The following is a 15,012-nucleotide window of genomic DNA, read 5'->3' as shown; positions in this document are numbered from 1 at the left end:
CGGCGCGGCGCGTCAGCGTGCGTCGCGCACGCAGTATGCGGCGATCGACGACGGCGAATCGATCGCGGACGGCCGCGTCATCCACGCGATCCACGCCGCCCATAACCCGCAGGCGATCAGCACGGCGACGTTCAGCGGCGTCCGGTAGCGGACGATCAGGTTGGCCAGCGGCACGCGTTCCTTGCTCATGTGCATCTCCTTCGGTCGTTGCGGATGCGGCGTTACTGGCCGGTGTAGGAGGGCGCTTTCGCGTCGCAGGTCACGGACACCGTCGCGCCGTCGGCGAAATGCAGCCGGAACGGCACCTTCGCGCCGGGCGCGACGGGCTGGCGCGGTTCCTCCAGCATCACGTGATAGCCCTTCGGCCTGAACGTCACCGTGCCGTGCGCGGGCACGTCGACCGCTTCGACGTGAACCATCTTCGCGGTGCTGCCGGCCGTCTGGGTTTCATGCATCATCGCCATCCCGAACGCGGGCGTATCGACGCCCGTGAGCGTGACGGGCTTGTCGCCGTCGTTCTTCAGCGTGAAATAACCGGACGACGGCACCGTCGCCGGCATCGTGCGGATCCAGCATGCATCGGCCTGGACGGCCGATGCGGCGAACGTGACGGGCGCCTGCAGCGCCAGCAGTGCAAACAGCAGGCTGGTCGGAATCGAGCGTTTCATCGAGTGTGTTCCTGGTCGGGTAGGGAAAGTCGCCGCGCGGGCATCTTGCGCGTTATTTCACCGTGAACGTGTAGCGGCCCTGCGTGCGGTGCCCGTCGCTCGCCACCGCAACCCATGCGACCGTGTACGTACCAGGCGTCAGGTTCGCCAGCGCCACATGCATCCGCTTCCGGTTGCCGGCGTCGATGGCGGATTTTCCGTCGGCGACCGATTGTCCGTGGCTGTCGGTGACGGCGATCGAACTGAATGCGGGTTCGAGCGTTTCGCTGAAGTCGATCGTGACCGCGTGCGGCGCGCTCGACAGCGCGGCGTCGGCGGCCGGTTCCAGGTTTTTCGGGTGTGCGTGCGCGTGAGCGGCCTGGGCGACGACGAAGCCGAGTGCGACGAGTGCGCCGCGGACGAAAGCAGTGGTTTTCATGACGGGATGATCCGGTTGGAAATGACAAGGAGAACGATGCATTCGACGAACGGCCGCGCGTTCGTGCACACGCAACCGCCGGAGGCGGGCGAGCGCACGCACGGCGCGACGCCGCGAGCGATACGGTCGAACATGAGATCGTCCTTCGAAACGTGACACGGCATGCACGCGCAGCGCGCGTGCGGACGGCGTGATGCGCGACGGCATCACGCGCGGTGACGACGAATCAGGACGCGAGCGGCGGGGCGCGCGGTTGCGCGGCCGTAAGCGGCTGCGAGCGGCGCAGGCTTTCGAAGCGGGTTGCTTCGCGATGCCGGAGCGGTTGGAAGTTGGCCGCGAACGTCAGTTCGGGCGCGGGCAGGGCGGGTGTATGGGCGAGCAGGCTGCAATAGCCGCAAGCCTGCAGATGGGCCTGCAGGCTTTTCGACGACGCATCGCCGGCATGGTTGCCGCCCGCCGGCCCGGCCGTGCAGTAGCCGGCAAGCAGCGAATCGACGCGGTCTTGCGTCGTCAGCGCTTGCGAGATCGTCGGCGCGAGCGCCGTCATCAGGATGGCGAGCATCCCGATCAGACTGACGATCTTCCGGAAACGACGACTCAGCATGCGATGCGCGGGGCGGCGTATGAACGACGATGGAGCGGATTATGCCACGCGCCCGCCGCGAGGGCATGCAGGCACGCGGATGCCGGAAATGATGCGCGGCACGCTTACGCGTGCTTCGCGAGATATTTTGTGATCAGCATCATCTGCGCGGCCCAGCCCTGATCGTTCATCTCGCGCGCCTTCGCGCGACGCCTTGCGATCAACTGGTCGAAACCCGTTTCGGTGATCGTCAGCAGCGTGCCGCCGTTCGCTTCGGCGAGTGCGAACGTGACGAGCGTCATCGGCTCGGACGCGTAATCGACGTTCGGATCGATCGCGAACGGGTGCCAGCGAAAGGAAAACCGTTGCTTCGGCTCGACGCGATCGACGACGATTTCGAACACGGTGCCGGCATACGGCTCCTGTGCCCTGGCGACGTCGTCGTCGACGCGCGTCGGCGTGATGCGGCCGAACAGCGGCCGGTCGGCAACGAACGGTCCGTCGAACGTCACGCCGAACCAGGTGCCGAATTCCCCGGCATTGCTGACGGCTTCCCAGACGCGCGCCAGCGGCGCGGCGAGCAAGGCTTGCTTCTCGATGCGATCGGTGGACTGGGTCATCGCGTTCTCCTGACGGGCATGCTTGAGGCGGGACGGCGCACGGCCGCGAGCCGCGTTCAGTCGATCATCACCGCGTCGGGCACGTCGAGCACGACATCCGAGGTCGCGACGGCCACGCACGGCAGCGTATAGCCGTCGGCCTTTTCCTCGCGGCTCAGGCCCGGCCATTCGATCGTATAGCGTACGCTGCCGCTGACGATCCTGCACAGGCAGCTTCGGCACGTGCCGTTGCGGCACGAGCGCGGCAGCCTGACGTGCGCGAACGCGGCAGCCTCGAGCAGCGTCAGCGAATCGGGGGCGTCGAACGTCGCGCCGAGCGGCTCGATGCGTACGAGAGGCGGGTGGTCGGGATCGGTCATGGGGCGAAGCGGGCGGCGGCGCGGCGGCAAGACAAGGCAAGCGCCAAGCATACCCGAAGGCGGTGCGGCCGGCGCCCGTCGGGCAGCCGGCCCGGGACGTCAGTGTCGGCGCAGGTAGCGGTACACGGTATTGCGCGCGAGCCCGAGTTCCCGCGCGGCGGCCGATACGTTGCCGCCGTGCCGCGCGAGCACCGCGTCGATCACCGCGGCCTGGTGGCTCTGCAGGGTCGTCGCTTCGCGCGTGTCGGACGGCGCGGCCTGCGCCACGGGCGCGTCGTCGCAGTCGAGCCAGAAATCGTCGGGCAGGTGCGCGAGCGTGATTTCGGCTTCGTCTTCGGCGAGCATGCCGGCCGTGCGCAGCACGTTGGTCATTTGCCGCAGGTTGCCGGGCCAGCGGTGCCGCATGAACGCGTCGAGCACGTCGGTCGCGAGGCGGTTCGGCATCGGTTCGCTGCGACCGAGCCGCGCGAGGATCCGCTCGACCAGTGCCGGCAGGTCGGTGCGCGCGGCGAGCGGCGGCAGCGTGACGGCAAGGCCGTTGATCCGGTAGAACAGATCTTCGCGGAACGTGCCTTCGGCGATCATCGCACGCAGGTCGCGGTGGGTTGCGCAGACCACGCGCACGTCGACCGGCACCGCGCGTGCGCCGCCAAGCGGCATCACCGCGCGCTCCTGCAGCACGCGCATCAGCCTGACCTGCTGCGCGAGCGGCATGTCGCCGATTTCGTCGAGAAACAGCGTGCCGCCGTCGGCCTGCGCGATCTTGCCGGGGCTGCCGCGCTTGCGCGCACCGGTGAAGGCGCCGTCCTCGTAGCCGAACAGTTCGGCTTCGATCAGCGAATCCGGCAGCGCCGCGCAATTGACCGCGACGAACGGGCCGTCCGCGCGCGGCGAGGCCTGGTGCAGCGCACGCGCGAGCCATTCCTTGCCGGTGCCGGTCTGGCCGAGGATCAGCAACGGCAGGTCGCGCCCACGAATCTTCGCGACGCGTTCGAGCACGGCGGCCATCCGCGCATCGCCGGTGTCGAGCGTCGCGAACGTGATCGCGTCGGGGTCCGGTGCACGCGTGCGCATAGCGGGCGCGGGTGGCGTGACGGCGACGGCCGTCTTGTGCGCTTCCGCGAATTCGCAGCGCGCGAGCACACGCACGCCGGTCGATAGCGTGAGGCGGAACGGTGCGCCGGGTGCGCGGGCCGCCTGCTGCGCGAGCTGTCTGAAGTGCATGCCGAACAGCGCATCGCAGCCTTGATGCTGCAACGCATCGAAGGTCGCGCCGAGCTGGAATTGCGCGCTGCGGTTCGCGGCGATCAGCCCGCCGTCGGGGCCGAACGCGACGAGCCCGGCGAACAGCGAGTCGACGCAATCCTCGTGGGCGTGGAAGCGCAGCCGCAGTGCTTCCGCGCACTGGTTCGCGAACAGATGGTTCTCGATCAACTGCGCGGACATCCGCACGAGCGCGAGCGTATGGGGGCTGAAGCCGCGCGGGTCGCCGCTCACGTCGAGCGTGCCGAGCGTGCGGCCGAACGGGTCGATGATCGGCGCGCACGAGCAGGTGAGGATATGGTTCGCGCGCAGGAAGTGTTCGGACCCGTGCACGGCGACCGCCTGGCCTGATGCGAGCGCGGTGCCGATCGCGTTGGTGCCGCGTGCGCCTTCGGCCCACGACACGCCGGTGCACAGCGCGACGCGGTTTGCTTTTTCGATGAAGTCCGCGTCGCCGATGCTGTGCAGGATCACGCCGTCGGCGTCGGTGAGCAGCACGAGGCTTTGCGTGTCGGCGATCTGCGCGTGGAGGTTCTCCATCACCGGGCGCGCGTGCGCGAATAATGCGTGGTTCGTGTCGAGCAGTTCGCGCAGCGCGAGCCGCGACAGCGGCGAGAAATCGGGGCGCTCGTTTGCGCGCAGGCCGACCGCAGTCGAACGGGCATGCGCCTGCGCGAGCAGGTCGTTGCGGCCCGCGGTGGCGGGCAGCACGAAAGGTTGAGGCATGTCTTGTCTCCTGTCGGTCCCAGTTAGCGCTTTAGCGCTTACTGGGGCCCCATGCTTCGCGGTCGACCAGAGTTAGCATTTCAGCGCTTGCCAGGGCCCCATGCTCCGCGGTCGCCCACAGCTCACGCTCTGCACCGCACCATCCGCCACCCGGGCCGCCGCCATCGATATCGCCTCATCATACAAGCGCCGCGCGCGTTGTGCGACTGCGTACAAAACCCCCTTGCTTTTAAGCGTCCGCCTGCAATGATGAAAGTGGAGCACGCACGCGCCGTGTTCCGCATCGCAACATGCATGCGACGTGACATGCATCCGTTCGGGAGACCCATCATGGTTCGGACGGAACTGAGAGTCGTGTTGGCGGCCATCGCCACTTTCATCATGCTGGGCGGCATCGCCGTCGCGATCCACGGTCTGCTGTTCGACCTGAGCGATGCGGTGCAATACGGGGCCGCCGCGATCGCGGTAGGTGCCACGACCGCCGCGATCGCACTGAACATCTGGCCCACCGATCCCCACTGACGCCGCTCGGCAAAACGGTGCCGGATGTCGCGCTGGTCTGATGAAAAAGCGCGTCGGAACGACGCACATCGTAAATTTTGCCTCCTGCGCGAAACCGTCTACAGTGGAATGCAACCGGCACGCATTGTCCGCGCCATACCCCCGTGGATGCTGCCTCTGCCGGCGAGCCCGCGTAAATTTTCGTCCGGCCGGTAGCGGACGACGGACGCGGTCATTTGCTTTCTACCGGACAAGGCGGCTCCCATGCAGATCCATTTCACGAATGAGAAGCCCGAATATTCGGGGCGCGACCTGATGCTTGGTTTCACGGCGCTGGTCAATGGCGAGCGCGTCCAATGTCAGATCACCGCCGAGGCGCTGGAGGATCATTTCGGTGCGGCATCGCCGCGCTTCGAGGACATGGTCGGTGCGTACGATCAGCACCGCGAGCGTATCGAGGCGGCCGCACGGCGGTTGCTGTCCGAGACGCGCGCGCAATGCGTGACGCTGCGCAGCGGCTACGTGCGCTTCTACGAGGCGAACTGGCGCTGAACCGGACGACCGGGCAGCGACGGAGCGGGCGTCGGATACCGGCGCCCGTGTCATATCGGCGCATGCTCGTCCGATAGCGCGCCCGCGCGGGGCGGTGCCCGGCACGATTCGAACGTCGTGCCAGCGCGCTGGCGTGCGTGCGTTCCCGCGTTCCGTTTCGCTCAATCCGCGCCGCTCAGCACGTACGCGTCGCCGGTTGCGCCGTTCGCGCGCGCGATGCGTGCGAAGCCCGTGTCGGCCAGGTGCATGCCCGCAATCAGCAAGTTATCCGAAGCGACTTCGGCAAGCGTGGCCGCGCGCGTCGACGATGCCTGCGACGGATCGTGATCGAACGCAATCGACACGTCGGGGCGAGCAACCTGAATCGGCGCGAAATGCACGAGATCGCCCCAGATCAGCAGGCGCTCTCCGCGCGATTCGACGCGATAGCCGGTGTGGCCGGGCGTGTGCCCCGGCAGCGGCACGGCGACGATGCCGGGCAGCACGTCGCCTGCCGCCTCGATGGTGCGTAGCTGCGCGCGATACGCGTCGAACGTGCGCCGCGCGATCCGGAAATTGCCGCGTGCGCGCTCACTTGCCCGCTCATACATGCCGTCGTCCAGCCAGAACGCACGTTCCCGTTCGTGAATGAACACCTCGGCTTGCGGAAAGGCCGGCCGTCCGTCCGTGTCGAGCAGGCCGCCGATGTGGTCCGGATGGGCGTGCGTCAGCAGGACCGTGTCGATGTCGCGTGCATCGATGCCGGCTCGCGACAGCGACGGACGCAGCAGGCCGCCCCAGTTCCGGATGCCGCCGGCGCCGGTATCGACGAGCACGGTGCGCCCGTGCCCGCGTATGACATAGCAGTTGATGTTGACGTCGGACGGCGCGTGTATGCCGGCCCGGTGCATGATGCCGGCCGCGTCGTCGACGTCGATGTTCGACAGCAGGTCGAGGCCGGCCGTCAGCGTGCCGTCGCTGATCGCGGTCACCGTGAAATCGCCGACCTGGCGAAGCGGGAAAGATGGGCGGGGAACCGAGGCGCTCATGGGTCAATGTCGGGCGTGAAGGTGGGGGGGGGCATAGCCGAAGCAGCGGATCCGTGCGACGAATCCGGTGTGGCGAAGAATCTCGCGATCCAGTTCCGTCATGAACCGGTCCATCAGTTCAGTGGTGCGAAATGATGTGATGCGGAAGCGGATATCCGCGCTGACCGGATGTCCGCAGCCGTGCCGGACCGGCACGTATACGACGTGGATCGTGCCGGGTGCGGCGCTCAACACGTCGGTGCAAAGCCTCTCGCAAGCCGACGACAACGCGTCGAGCGCCGCGCTGGTCGGCATGCTCGCTTCGGGGATCGAAATCATGACGCTCGGCATGGTCGGGCTCCGGTCAGCGTGCGGTTGCCGACGTCGTCGTGCTGACGAGTGGGTCACCCATCGGCGCATAGAGCCGGATCGCGGCATCGGACGCGAGCCGAGCCTGATCGTGCGCGAGGACGGCCAGCCAGCGCGCCGCCGGCCGGCGATCCAGCGCGACCGCATGCATGGCCGTGGCGGCGATACCTGCTCGCGCGAACGGGGCGAGGTCGTCGCAAACGGCCAGCCATTGATGGCCGGAGACGGCTGGCGCGGGTGCCGCGCAGTCATACACGTTGCGGCGCCACTCGACGATATGCGGCTGCCAGCGCGCGAAATTGCCGCCGCCCTTGTCGCGATACTCGGCCGACGTCAGCACGTCCGGGCCGTCGATCGTATGCAACGCGAGGTAGACGGGGCCGTCGCCGCCGAGCGCGCGAAAGCGTTGCGACGTGCGAAAGCCGGATACGGAGATCAGCGCCGGCAGTTTGATCCGGCTGTAGAAGTCGTTCCACTCGGCTTCGACGGCGGGCTCGGCGATGCTGCATTCAACGGCATAGATCATGACTTCTCCACGGGGCGCGAGCGGCCGTCGGAATCGAACGGCTGGCTCGACTGGTTGAGTTTTTGTCATGATAATGAGCGGCGCGACGGGCGAAAAACGAAGATTCGTCACCGTTCAATGACATTTGATCAAGCCATGACCGACGGCGGTCGGACCGGGAGCAATCGTGACGCGACGCAGGATTCCGAGCAATTCGGCATTGATGGCATTCGAGGCCGCGGCGCGGCATGGAAGCTTCGCGCGCGCCGCCGACGAACTGGCGTTGACGGAAGGCGCGATCAGCCGGCAGATCGGCCGGCTGGAAACGTTCCTGGGCGTCCCGTTGTTCGAGCGGGTCGGCAACCGCGTGCGGTTGGCGCCGAACGGCGTGCGCTACGCGGCGCAGGTTCGCGAAGTGCTGGACCGGCTCGAGCGCGACAGCCAGTACATGATGGGGCAGCCCGGCGACGGCGGCAGCGTCGATATCGCCGTGACGCCGACATTCGCGACGCGTTGGCTGATTCCGCGGCTCAAGGGATTCCAGACGCAGCATCCGAACATCACGGTGCACTTCGCCGATCGCGCGGAGCCGTTCGTGCTGGCTGGCAGCGGTTTCGATGCGGCGATTCACTTCGAGCACCCGGCCTGGGTCGGCATGCACACGTACCGGTTGTGCGAGGAGGTGCTGGTGCCGGTCTGCCATCCGTCGCTGCTCGCGGGCGGGCAGCCGGACATATTGCTGGGCACGCTGCCGCGCCTGCACAAGCGCCAGACGCCCGATGCGTGGCCGGCGTACGTGCAGGAGACGGGGTTGCCGGTGAGCAATCCGGCCGCCGGCGCACGCTACGACCTTTACTCGATGCTGATCGCGGCGGCGCTGGCCGGGCTCGGCGTCGCGCTGGTGCCGCGTCTCTATGTCGACGCCGAGATCGCGCAAGGGTTGCTCGCCGCGCCGTGGCCCGACGGGCGGGGCGTGGTCAAGCGCTTCTGTCTCGTGTTGCCCGATGCGCTGGAACTGGGCGATGGGCCGCTGCAGAGCTTCGCGCGCTGGGTGCTTCGGCAGGCGGAAGCTTGACCGGCGTTCACTCGCACCACGCGCGTAGCCGAATCGAGAACACAACAAAAAACGCCACCCGAAGGTGGCGTTTTCGTTTCATCGTGCAGCGCAAGGGGGCGCGCGTGCGTCACTCGCTGCCGAGATAGAAGAAGCGGAACAGGAACACGGCCGCGATGATCCACACGATCGGCTTGACCGTGCGGGCCTGGCCCGTCAGCAGCTTCAGGCCGCCGTACGCGATGAAGCCGAACGCGACGCCGTTCGCGATCGAGTAAGTGAACGGCATCAGCAGCGCGGTCAGCGCGGCCGGCACGGCTTCGGTCGCGTCGTCCCACGGCACGTCGACCATCTCGCGCAGCATCAGGCACGACACGTACAGCAGCGCCGGTGCCGTGGCGTAGGCCGGCACGACGCCGGCGAGCGGCGCGATGAACAGGCACGCGAGGAACAGCACGGCGACGGTGATCGCCGTCACGCCCGTGCGGCCGCCGGCCTGCACGCCCGACGCGCTTTCGATATACGCGGTGGTCGACGACGTGCCGAGCACCGAGCCCGCGACGATCGCGGTGCTGTCGGCGAGCAGCGCCTTGTTCAGGCGGTTCATCTTGCCTTCGACGAGCAGGCCCGCGCGGTTCGCGACGCCCATCAGCGTGCCGGTCGCGTCGAACAGTTCGACGAGGAAGAACACGAGGATCACGTTGATGATGCCGGTCGACAGCGCGGCGCCGATGTCGAGCTTGAACAGCGTCGCGTCGATCGACGGCGGCGCGGAGAACACGCCGTGGAACTGGTTGTCGCCGAAGAAGAACGACAGGATCGTGACGCCGATGATGCCGATCAGGATCGCGCCGCGCACGCGCAGGTGGTCGAGCGTGACGATGGTGAAGAAGCCGATGATCGCGAGGATCGTGTCGTGCTTGTGCAGGTCGCCGAGCGTGACGAGCGTCGCCGGGCTGCCGACGATCACGCCCGAGGTTTTCAGCGAGATGATGCCGAGGAACAGGCCGATGCCGGCGGTGATCGAGATGCGCAGCGATTTCGGAATGCCGTTGACGATCGCCTCGCGCACGCGGAACAGCGTGACGAGCAGGAACAGGCAGCCGGAGATGAACACGGCGCCGAGCGCGGCCTGCCACGTGAAGCCCATCCCCTTGACGACCGTGTACGCGAAATACGCGTTCAGGCCCATGCCGGGCGCGCAGGCGATCGGGTAGTTCGCGTACAGCCCCATGATGATCGACGCCAGCGCCGCGACGAGGCAGGTCGCGACGAACACGGATTCCTTGGGCATGCCGGCATCGCCGAGGATCGCGGGGTTGACGAAGATGATGTAGGCCATCGTCAGGAACGTGGTGACGCCCGCGAGTATTTCGGTGCGGAAGTCGGTGCCGGCTTCGTCGAAGCCGAAATACCGCTTGATGGATTCCATGAAGGCGTTTCTCCGGTCGGGTTGTCGTGTTGCTTGTTGTTTATGCCGAATTGTTGTAAGGCAGCGGCGAGGCCGGCCTACTGTAACCAGCCACTATTGCGACGCTATCGGCGGATTGTAATAGCGCGGATAGCTCGGACGATATAGTTGCGGGGCACGATCGGCAGCGTTCGCGCGAACGGTCGGACAGGCCGGCCGCGCGACGAAGGCGCGCATTTTACCGGTTCGGACCAGGCGGGCAGGTAGAAACGATGGAAACGATTCGATGGCGGGCGGGCCGTGTCGGCCGATGCGGGCGCAACGGCATGATCGACATGCGGTGCATGGCCGCCACGCGACGGTATGCGATGGTACGCGACTGCAACGGCACGCCCGCACGAGGGGCGAACACAGGACGGACGCAATGCGCGCGCGCATGACCGACGCGGGTGCGCGGCGGCGCGCAGCGGCCATTCGTCAGTCCAGGCGGTTGCAGATATCGGGCTATCCTGCGCCGAAGCCGTCGCGTCCGCAACTGTCATTTCGCGGCGCGGGCCGGACTGTGGTTTCTGTGTAAAAGATTGCAAGACGTCATCGCGTTAACCGGCAAGTCTTTCTAGGATAGATACACCGCGCACACACGTCGCGCCAGTTGTTGCCGACGCGGGGGAGTCGCAGTCCGTCCAGGCCAGGCGGTGAAGCGCGGTGACGGTCGTTGCGCATTCGGGCAGGCGCGACCGGTTGCGATTGCCCGATGCGGGTTCGTCCGTCATCACGGAGGTCAGCATGTTGAACTGGATCAGCCGTTGGGCGATGCGGCACGCCCCCACGCCGGAAAAAACCGCTGCGTCGATGCTCGTGACGGCGCGCATGGAACTGTTCGCAGCCGAACAGCGCGTCATCGATGCGAAATTACAGGCGGATTACTGGCGTACGCGGGTGTCATTTCTCGAGGAGGTGCAAAAGCAAGGCATCGACCCGTGGGTGACCTCGCAGGCGGCGCAACGCCCCGACCTCGATTCCACGCCTCGCAGCACGGGCCCGCGTCTCGCCGCCAGCACCTGATGCACGTGATGCATGTCAGGGTTGCGCACGGCGCGCGATCGCTCGCGGCACGCACGTGCGTGCCGCGTCATTCGATGCGCACCTGCGACGCGTCGCGTCGCGGGTGCGTCCGTTTCCGGATGCGCTGATTCAGTGCGTTCCGGCATCCCGTCGCGCGCGTGAGCGCGCATCGTCAATCCCGTATTCGCCATCGTCCGACGAGCAAACGTTGCATGCGCGCGAGCGTGCGTCTCAGCCGTTCGCCGCGCTTCACGTACGCCGTCGTGATCGATGCCTCGGCCGGCCGGTCGTCATCGGTGCCGAGCCAGATGCGATCGCCGCGCGCGATGCGCAGCACGTCGCCGGGTTGTACCCAGTAGTCGTCGACGCTCGGCGGCCGCGTGATCCACAGCGGCGCGCCGTGCGCGCGGATTTCCGCATCGCTCGGCGCGCGCCAGGTCAGCGTCGTGCGCGGCGCGACCGCGAAACGGATCACGACGGTCGGTAACGCGATCGCGCCGACGCGGCGCGAATCGGGACGGTCGAACAACGGGCTTGCCTGGTCCATCGTCTTCTCCATTCGTTGAGCCGGACGGATGACGCGCACCAGAACAAAAAGGCCTCATCCGTTTCCGGTGAGGCCTTGTGTGACATGCGGTACTGCTCGGATGCTAACGCACAAGCGCCTCCCGTGATCCATTCTTTCGAATGTTCAGCGGGCAATGATTCGCGATGGCGATGAGCTTGAACGTAGGCATGCGAACGAGTTTGTCGATGTCGTACGGCGTTGTCAACGACTATTTTCGAGATATGTGACGATCACGCGTCGCGCTGGGCGAGGCCGTTGACGAGCAGTTCGGACAGCAGGCCCGTCATCCCGTTCGGATGCGTGGCGGCGCGTGCCTTCAGCTGTTCGACGAGGTCGGCGTTGAGCTTGCACGCGAACGGCACGAGGCCTTGTTCCTGGTCGAGCTTGCGCTGCGCGCGGCGGTCGAGCTTCGCCGCGTCCTCGGCGCCCTTGCCGAAGCGGGCGGAGCTGGACTGCTTCATCGCCTGCGTCAGCTTGAGCGCCTTGTTCTTTTCTAGATCGGTTTTCTTCATGGCCATCGCGGCACCTCCGGGAAATGAAGCCGCGATTGTACGCATTTCGGCGGGCGCCCCTGCCGAAACCGTCGCGAACCCGCGTGCGGGCCCGGTCACGCGCCCTTCGTCGTGCCCCAGTTGCCGCCGTGCGCGGCCGCCTGCGCGGCCGGCGAGCGCGCCAGATACGCGAGCGCCTGCTCGGTCGAGCCTTCGTGGTGCGGCGTATAGCCCGGCCTGAAATAGCGCAGCGCCGCGCCGATCACCTTCCAGAACGACGGCAGGTGCCCGCGCCGCGAACCCTTCCACCACGACAGCACGAAACCCGGATAACGGCCGGCGGCGGGATCTCGCCGGTACATGAATTTCGCGCCGCTCGTGATGAAGTAGAGCAGCAGCACGATCACGAACGCCATGTGCACGCAGCGTTCCGGATAGTTGCCGCCCATGTGGTTGTAGATGTCGAACGCGACGGTCCGGTGTTCGACTTCCTCCGCGCCGTGCCAGCGCAGCAGGTCGACCATCGTCGGGTCGGCGCGACCTTCGTCGAGCCCGTGCGCGTTGAGCACCCAGTTGCCGAGATAGCCGAAGAAATGTTCGAGCGACGCGATCACCGCGAGCTGCTGACGCAGCCAGAAACGCGTGTGGCCGATCTTCAGCCCGAACGGCGCTTCGCCGAGCACGCGCGTGAACAGCCAGTTCAGTTTCTGCGTGAACGGCTTCGTGTCGATCCCGTGCCGGTCGTAGTAATGCTTGAGCACGCCGCCGTGCGAGCGCGAATGCACGGCTTCCTGGCGCAGGAAGCCTTCGGCTTCGTCGCGCAGGCGCGCATCGGTGATGTTCGGCAGCGCCTTGTTGTATACGCGGCAGAACCACAGTTCGCCTTCCGGGAACAGCAGGTTCAGCGTGTTGATGATGTGCGTGCTGCCCGGGTCGTTCGGCACCCACGTGATCGGCGTGTCGCTGAAGTCGAACTTCACGTGCCGGGCCTTGATCTTGTGATAGTCGGCGGTAGCGGTCATCTGTGTCTCCGTTCCTGTGCGGCGCGCCGCGCCGTCAATGCGATGCCATGCTGACGCGGGCGAGCATCCGGCCGAGCCACGGCATGAAGCGGCCGACGAAGCGCAGCGCGTGCGCCTCGGTGCCCACGGCCACGACCGGCCGGTTACGCAGCACGCCGTCGACCATCGCCTGCGCGACGGTTTCCGGCTTCAGGCCGCGCATCTGGTACAGCTTCGTCGCGCGTTTGCGCAGCCGCGCCTCGTCCTGTGCGTTGGCGCCCGCGTATTGCGTCGACGCCATGATTCCGGTTTCCGCGAAGCCGGGGCAGACGGCCGTCACGCCGATGCCTTTTTCCGCGAGTTCCGCGCGCATGCATTCGCTGAGCATCAGCACGGCGGCCTTCGTCGTCGCGTACGCGGGCAGGTCGCGCGACGGCCCGAACGCGGCGGCCGACGCGGTGTTGACGATGTGGCCGCCCGTGCCGCGTGCGGCCATCTGCTGCGCGAACAGCCGCGAGCCGTGGATCACGCCCCACAGGTTCACGTGCAGGATGCGCTCCCAGTGCCGTTCGCTCGTGTCGAGAATGCCGCCGGCCATGCCGATGCCCGCGTTGTTGATCACGACGTCGGCGCCGCCGAGTTCGCTGCCGACCCATGCCGCGAGCGCTTCCATCTCGTCGGCGGAGCCGACGTCCACGCGTTTCGCATGCGCCTGCGCGCCGGTCAGCCCGAGCAGCAGCGCGGTGCGCTCGGCGCTCGCGAGATCGATGTCGCACGCGACGACGGTCGCGCCTTCGCGGGCGAACGCGAGCGCCGCGCAGCGGCCGATGCCGCTGCCCGCGCCGGTGACGACCGCGACCTTGCCGCTGAAGCGGCCGCTGGTCGCGCGGCGGCGTGCGTTCGCGAGCGCGGGCGGCTCGTCGCCCGATTCGACGGCGTCGATCAACTGTTCGGCGAGGCCCGCGAAGCGCGCGGGATCGGCGAGCGGCAGCCAGTGGCCGGCCGCGACTTCGCGGCGGTAATACTGCGGCACCCAGCGCGACAGGTTCTCTGACAGCGCCGGGCTCACGTATTTGTCGCCGAGCGGCACGATCGTCTGCACCGGCGCATGCGCGTAGCGCTCGCGCGGCGCGAACAGGCAGCGGATGAAGTTCGCGCGATAGAGGCGCACGCCGCGCGCGCCGTCGTCGGCCTGCGTCGCGCGCGGCGTGGCTGGAGTCTTCTCGACCCGGCGCAGCAGGCCCGGCCATGCGCGGCCGAGCCACAGCCGCCAGCCGAGCTCGGGGATGAACGGCAGATGGAACAGATACACGTACCACGAGCGCACGAGCTGCCCGCCGAGCCTGGCCAACGACGCGGGCGTCGGATGCAGCACGCGTTCGCGCAGCCAGAAGCCGACGTGGTCGAGGCACGGCCCCGAGCACGACGTATACGACGCGATGCGGCCGGCGAGCCGCGGATCCGTGACGAACTCCCAGCCCTGGATCGAGCCCCAGTCGTGCGCGATCAGGTGCACCGCGCGGCCGGGGCAGAGCGCGTCGATCACTGCGATGAAGTCGTCGGTCAGCTTCGCGAGGTGGTAATCGGCCGTGCGCTTCGGCGCGCCGGACAGGCCCGCGCCGCGCACGTCGTAGGCGATCACGTAGTGCTTGCGCGCGAGCAGCGGCGCGACGTGCTGCCAGACGCTGCTGTCGTCGGGGTAGCCGTGCACGAGCACGACCGGCGAGCGGGCCGGGTCGCCCCAGGTCCTGACCGCGAGCGTCAGGTCGCCGGAGGCGACGGCCGTCTCGCTGTGAACCGATTCGAACAGGGCCAGCGGCGCTTCATCGGAAAGAGGCTGCATCGTGAGTC

At 67.4% G+C, this 15,012-nt stretch carries 19 protein-coding genes; 4 read left to right on the top strand and 15 right to left on the bottom strand.

The features are described from left to right. Positions 1 to 12 precede the first annotated feature (12 nt). From WS45_RS35610 to WS45_RS07795, 7 genes are all read right to left on the bottom strand, one after another. Positions 13 to 189 (bottom strand): hypothetical protein, encoded by a 177-nt coding sequence (locus tag WS45_RS35610; protein ID WP_167359260.1) that lies wholly within the window; start codon positions 187 to 189, stop codon positions 13 to 15. Positions 190 to 221: 32 nt separating this feature from the next. Next, positions 222 to 668, bottom strand: a complete 447-nt coding sequence (locus WS45_RS07820) for a copper chaperone PCu(A)C (protein WP_059699199.1) — start codon at positions 666 to 668, stop codon at positions 222 to 224. A 52-nt stretch (positions 669 to 720) separates the two neighbouring features. After that, on the bottom strand, positions 721 to 1,086 hold the full coding sequence (copC, locus tag WS45_RS07815) for a copper homeostasis periplasmic binding protein CopC (protein ID WP_059699197.1): 366 nt from the start codon (positions 1,084 to 1,086) through the stop codon (positions 721 to 723). 226 nt (positions 1,087 to 1,312) lie between these two features. Further along, positions 1,313 to 1,690 (bottom strand): DUF2946 domain-containing protein, encoded by a 378-nt coding sequence (locus WS45_RS07810; protein ID WP_059692073.1) that lies wholly within the window; start codon positions 1,688 to 1,690, stop codon positions 1,313 to 1,315. 104 nt (positions 1,691 to 1,794) lie between these two features. Further along, the gene (locus WS45_RS07805; RefSeq protein ID WP_059699195.1) at positions 1,795 to 2,289 is read right to left on the bottom strand and encodes an SRPBCC family protein; all 495 of its coding nucleotides are present in this window, start codon (positions 2,287 to 2,289) and stop codon (positions 1,795 to 1,797) included. A gap of 56 nt (positions 2,290 to 2,345) precedes the next feature. After that, complete coding sequence (locus WS45_RS07800; RefSeq protein ID WP_059527056.1) at positions 2,346 to 2,648, bottom strand: 2Fe-2S iron-sulfur cluster-binding protein; 303 nt, start codon at positions 2,646 to 2,648, stop codon at positions 2,346 to 2,348. A 99-nt stretch (positions 2,649 to 2,747) separates the two neighbouring features. Next, positions 2,748 to 4,637, bottom strand: a complete 1,890-nt coding sequence (locus WS45_RS07795; RefSeq protein ID WP_059699193.1) for a sigma-54-dependent Fis family transcriptional regulator — start codon at positions 4,635 to 4,637, stop codon at positions 2,748 to 2,750. Between the two features lie 330 nt (positions 4,638 to 4,967). Here WS45_RS07795 and WS45_RS07790 point away from each other — a divergent pair, with 330 nt between their 5' ends. Both WS45_RS07790 and WS45_RS07785 read left to right on the top strand, forming a co-directional pair. Continuing rightward, on the top strand, positions 4,968 to 5,159 hold the full coding sequence (locus tag WS45_RS07790; RefSeq protein WP_059527249.1) for a DUF2964 family protein: 192 nt from the start codon (positions 4,968 to 4,970) through the stop codon (positions 5,157 to 5,159). Positions 5,160 to 5,402: 243 nt separating this feature from the next. After that, positions 5,403 to 5,690 (top strand): DUF1488 domain-containing protein, encoded by a 288-nt coding sequence (locus tag WS45_RS07785; protein WP_014898618.1) that lies wholly within the window; start codon positions 5,403 to 5,405, stop codon positions 5,688 to 5,690. Positions 5,691 to 5,851: 161 nt separating this feature from the next. Here the strand turns inward: WS45_RS07785 and WS45_RS07780 are convergent, their stop codons facing one another. The 3 genes from WS45_RS07780 to WS45_RS07770 are packed head-to-tail and all read right to left on the bottom strand — an operon-like array spanning position 5,852 to position 7,592. Further along, a complete protein-coding gene (locus WS45_RS07780; protein ID WP_059699191.1) occupies positions 5,852 to 6,718 on the bottom strand; it encodes an MBL fold metallo-hydrolase in 867 nt (288 codons plus the stop codon). A 3-nt stretch (positions 6,719 to 6,721) separates the two neighbouring features. Continuing rightward, positions 6,722 to 7,048, bottom strand: a complete 327-nt coding sequence (locus WS45_RS07775; protein WP_059699189.1) for a hypothetical protein — start codon at positions 7,046 to 7,048, stop codon at positions 6,722 to 6,724. A 13-nt stretch (positions 7,049 to 7,061) separates the two neighbouring features. Then, complete coding sequence (locus WS45_RS07770; RefSeq protein WP_059699187.1) at positions 7,062 to 7,592, bottom strand: hypothetical protein; 531 nt, start codon at positions 7,590 to 7,592, stop codon at positions 7,062 to 7,064. Between the two features lie 202 nt (positions 7,593 to 7,794). Here WS45_RS07770 and WS45_RS07765 point away from each other — a divergent pair, with 202 nt between their 5' ends. Next, the gene (locus WS45_RS07765) at positions 7,795 to 8,646 is read left to right on the top strand and encodes a LysR substrate-binding domain-containing protein (RefSeq protein ID WP_059699185.1); all 852 of its coding nucleotides are present in this window, start codon (positions 7,795 to 7,797) and stop codon (positions 8,644 to 8,646) included. A gap of 109 nt (positions 8,647 to 8,755) precedes the next feature. Here the strand turns inward: WS45_RS07765 and WS45_RS07760 are convergent, their stop codons facing one another. Further along, complete coding sequence (locus tag WS45_RS07760) at positions 8,756 to 10,057, bottom strand: NCS2 family permease (protein WP_059527038.1); 1,302 nt, start codon at positions 10,055 to 10,057, stop codon at positions 8,756 to 8,758. Between the two features lie 765 nt (positions 10,058 to 10,822). On the opposite strand from WS45_RS07760, the gene WS45_RS07755 reads away from it, so the two are divergent. Then, complete coding sequence (locus tag WS45_RS07755; protein WP_006480752.1) at positions 10,823 to 11,101, top strand: hypothetical protein; 279 nt, start codon at positions 10,823 to 10,825, stop codon at positions 11,099 to 11,101. Between the two features lie 172 nt (positions 11,102 to 11,273). Here the strand turns inward: WS45_RS07755 and WS45_RS07750 are convergent, their stop codons facing one another. From WS45_RS07750 to WS45_RS07735, 4 genes are all read right to left on the bottom strand, one after another. Beyond that, positions 11,274 to 11,648, bottom strand: coding sequence for a DUF2917 domain-containing protein (locus tag WS45_RS07750; RefSeq protein ID WP_059527245.1), 375 nt, complete (start codon positions 11,646 to 11,648; stop codon positions 11,274 to 11,276). Positions 11,649 to 11,899: 251 nt separating this feature from the next. Then, positions 11,900 to 12,187, bottom strand: coding sequence for a hypothetical protein (locus WS45_RS07745; RefSeq protein WP_059692078.1), 288 nt, complete (start codon positions 12,185 to 12,187; stop codon positions 11,900 to 11,902). Positions 12,188 to 12,276: 89 nt separating this feature from the next. Continuing rightward, entirely contained in the window at positions 12,277 to 13,182 is a 906-nt protein-coding gene (locus WS45_RS07740; RefSeq protein ID WP_059692079.1) for a metal-dependent hydrolase, read from the bottom strand. A 34-nt stretch (positions 13,183 to 13,216) separates the two neighbouring features. Next, the gene (locus WS45_RS07735; protein ID WP_059527031.1) at positions 13,217 to 15,004 is read right to left on the bottom strand and encodes an SDR family oxidoreductase; all 1,788 of its coding nucleotides are present in this window, start codon (positions 15,002 to 15,004) and stop codon (positions 13,217 to 13,219) included. Positions 15,005 to 15,012: the final 8 nt, after the last annotated feature.

It is taken from the genome of Burkholderia sp. RF2-non_BP3, assembly GCF_001522185.1.
Lineage (GTDB): Bacteria > Pseudomonadota > Gammaproteobacteria > Burkholderiales > Burkholderiaceae > Burkholderia > Burkholderia diffusa.
Note: the sequence above shows the minus strand (reverse complement) of the source record. Positions and strands in the feature narration are given on the sequence as shown.

Coding starts and splice junctions, on each gene's coding strand:
- WS45_RS07805 (WP_059699195.1), bottom strand. CDS start 2,289: ATGACCCAGTCCACCGATCGCATCGAGAAGCAAGCCTTGCTCGCCGCG.
- WS45_RS07820 (WP_059699199.1), bottom strand. CDS start 668: ATGAAACGCTCGATTCCGACCAGCCTGCTGTTTGCACTGCTGGCGCTG.
- WS45_RS07745 (WP_059692078.1), bottom strand. CDS start 12,187: ATGGCCATGAAGAAAACCGATCTAGAAAAGAACAAGGCGCTCAAGCTG.
- WS45_RS07790 (WP_059527249.1), top strand. CDS start 4,968: ATGGTTCGGACGGAACTGAGAGTCGTGTTGGCGGCCATCGCCACTTTC.
- WS45_RS07770 (WP_059699187.1), bottom strand. CDS start 7,592: ATGATCTATGCCGTTGAATGCAGCATCGCCGAGCCCGCCGTCGAAGCC.
- WS45_RS07760 (WP_059527038.1), bottom strand. CDS start 10,057: ATGGAATCCATCAAGCGGTATTTCGGCTTCGACGAAGCCGGCACCGAC.
- WS45_RS07800 (WP_059527056.1), bottom strand. CDS start 2,648: ATGACCGATCCCGACCACCCGCCTCTCGTACGCATCGAGCCGCTCGGC.
- WS45_RS07765 (WP_059699185.1), top strand. CDS start 7,795: ATGGCATTCGAGGCCGCGGCGCGGCATGGAAGCTTCGCGCGCGCCGCC.
- WS45_RS07785 (WP_014898618.1), top strand. CDS start 5,403: ATGCAGATCCATTTCACGAATGAGAAGCCCGAATATTCGGGGCGCGAC.
- WS45_RS07735 (WP_059527031.1), bottom strand. CDS start 15,004: ATGCAGCCTCTTTCCGATGAAGCGCCGCTGGCCCTGTTCGAATCGGTT.
- WS45_RS07755 (WP_006480752.1), top strand. CDS start 10,823: ATGTTGAACTGGATCAGCCGTTGGGCGATGCGGCACGCCCCCACGCCG.
- WS45_RS07775 (WP_059699189.1), bottom strand. CDS start 7,048: ATGCCGAGCGTCATGATTTCGATCCCCGAAGCGAGCATGCCGACCAGC.
- WS45_RS07795 (WP_059699193.1), bottom strand. CDS start 4,637: ATGCCTCAACCTTTCGTGCTGCCCGCCACCGCGGGCCGCAACGACCTG.
- copC (WP_059699197.1), bottom strand. CDS start 1,086: ATGAAAACCACTGCTTTCGTCCGCGGCGCACTCGTCGCACTCGGCTTC.
- WS45_RS35610 (WP_167359260.1), bottom strand. CDS start 189: ATGAGCAAGGAACGCGTGCCGCTGGCCAACCTGATCGTCCGCTACCGG.
- WS45_RS07750 (WP_059527245.1), bottom strand. CDS start 11,648: ATGGACCAGGCAAGCCCGTTGTTCGACCGTCCCGATTCGCGCCGCGTC.
- WS45_RS07740 (WP_059692079.1), bottom strand. CDS start 13,182: ATGACCGCTACCGCCGACTATCACAAGATCAAGGCCCGGCACGTGAAG.
- WS45_RS07780 (WP_059699191.1), bottom strand. CDS start 6,718: ATGAGCGCCTCGGTTCCCCGCCCATCTTTCCCGCTTCGCCAGGTCGGC.
- WS45_RS07810 (WP_059692073.1), bottom strand. CDS start 1,690: ATGCTGAGTCGTCGTTTCCGGAAGATCGTCAGTCTGATCGGGATGCTC.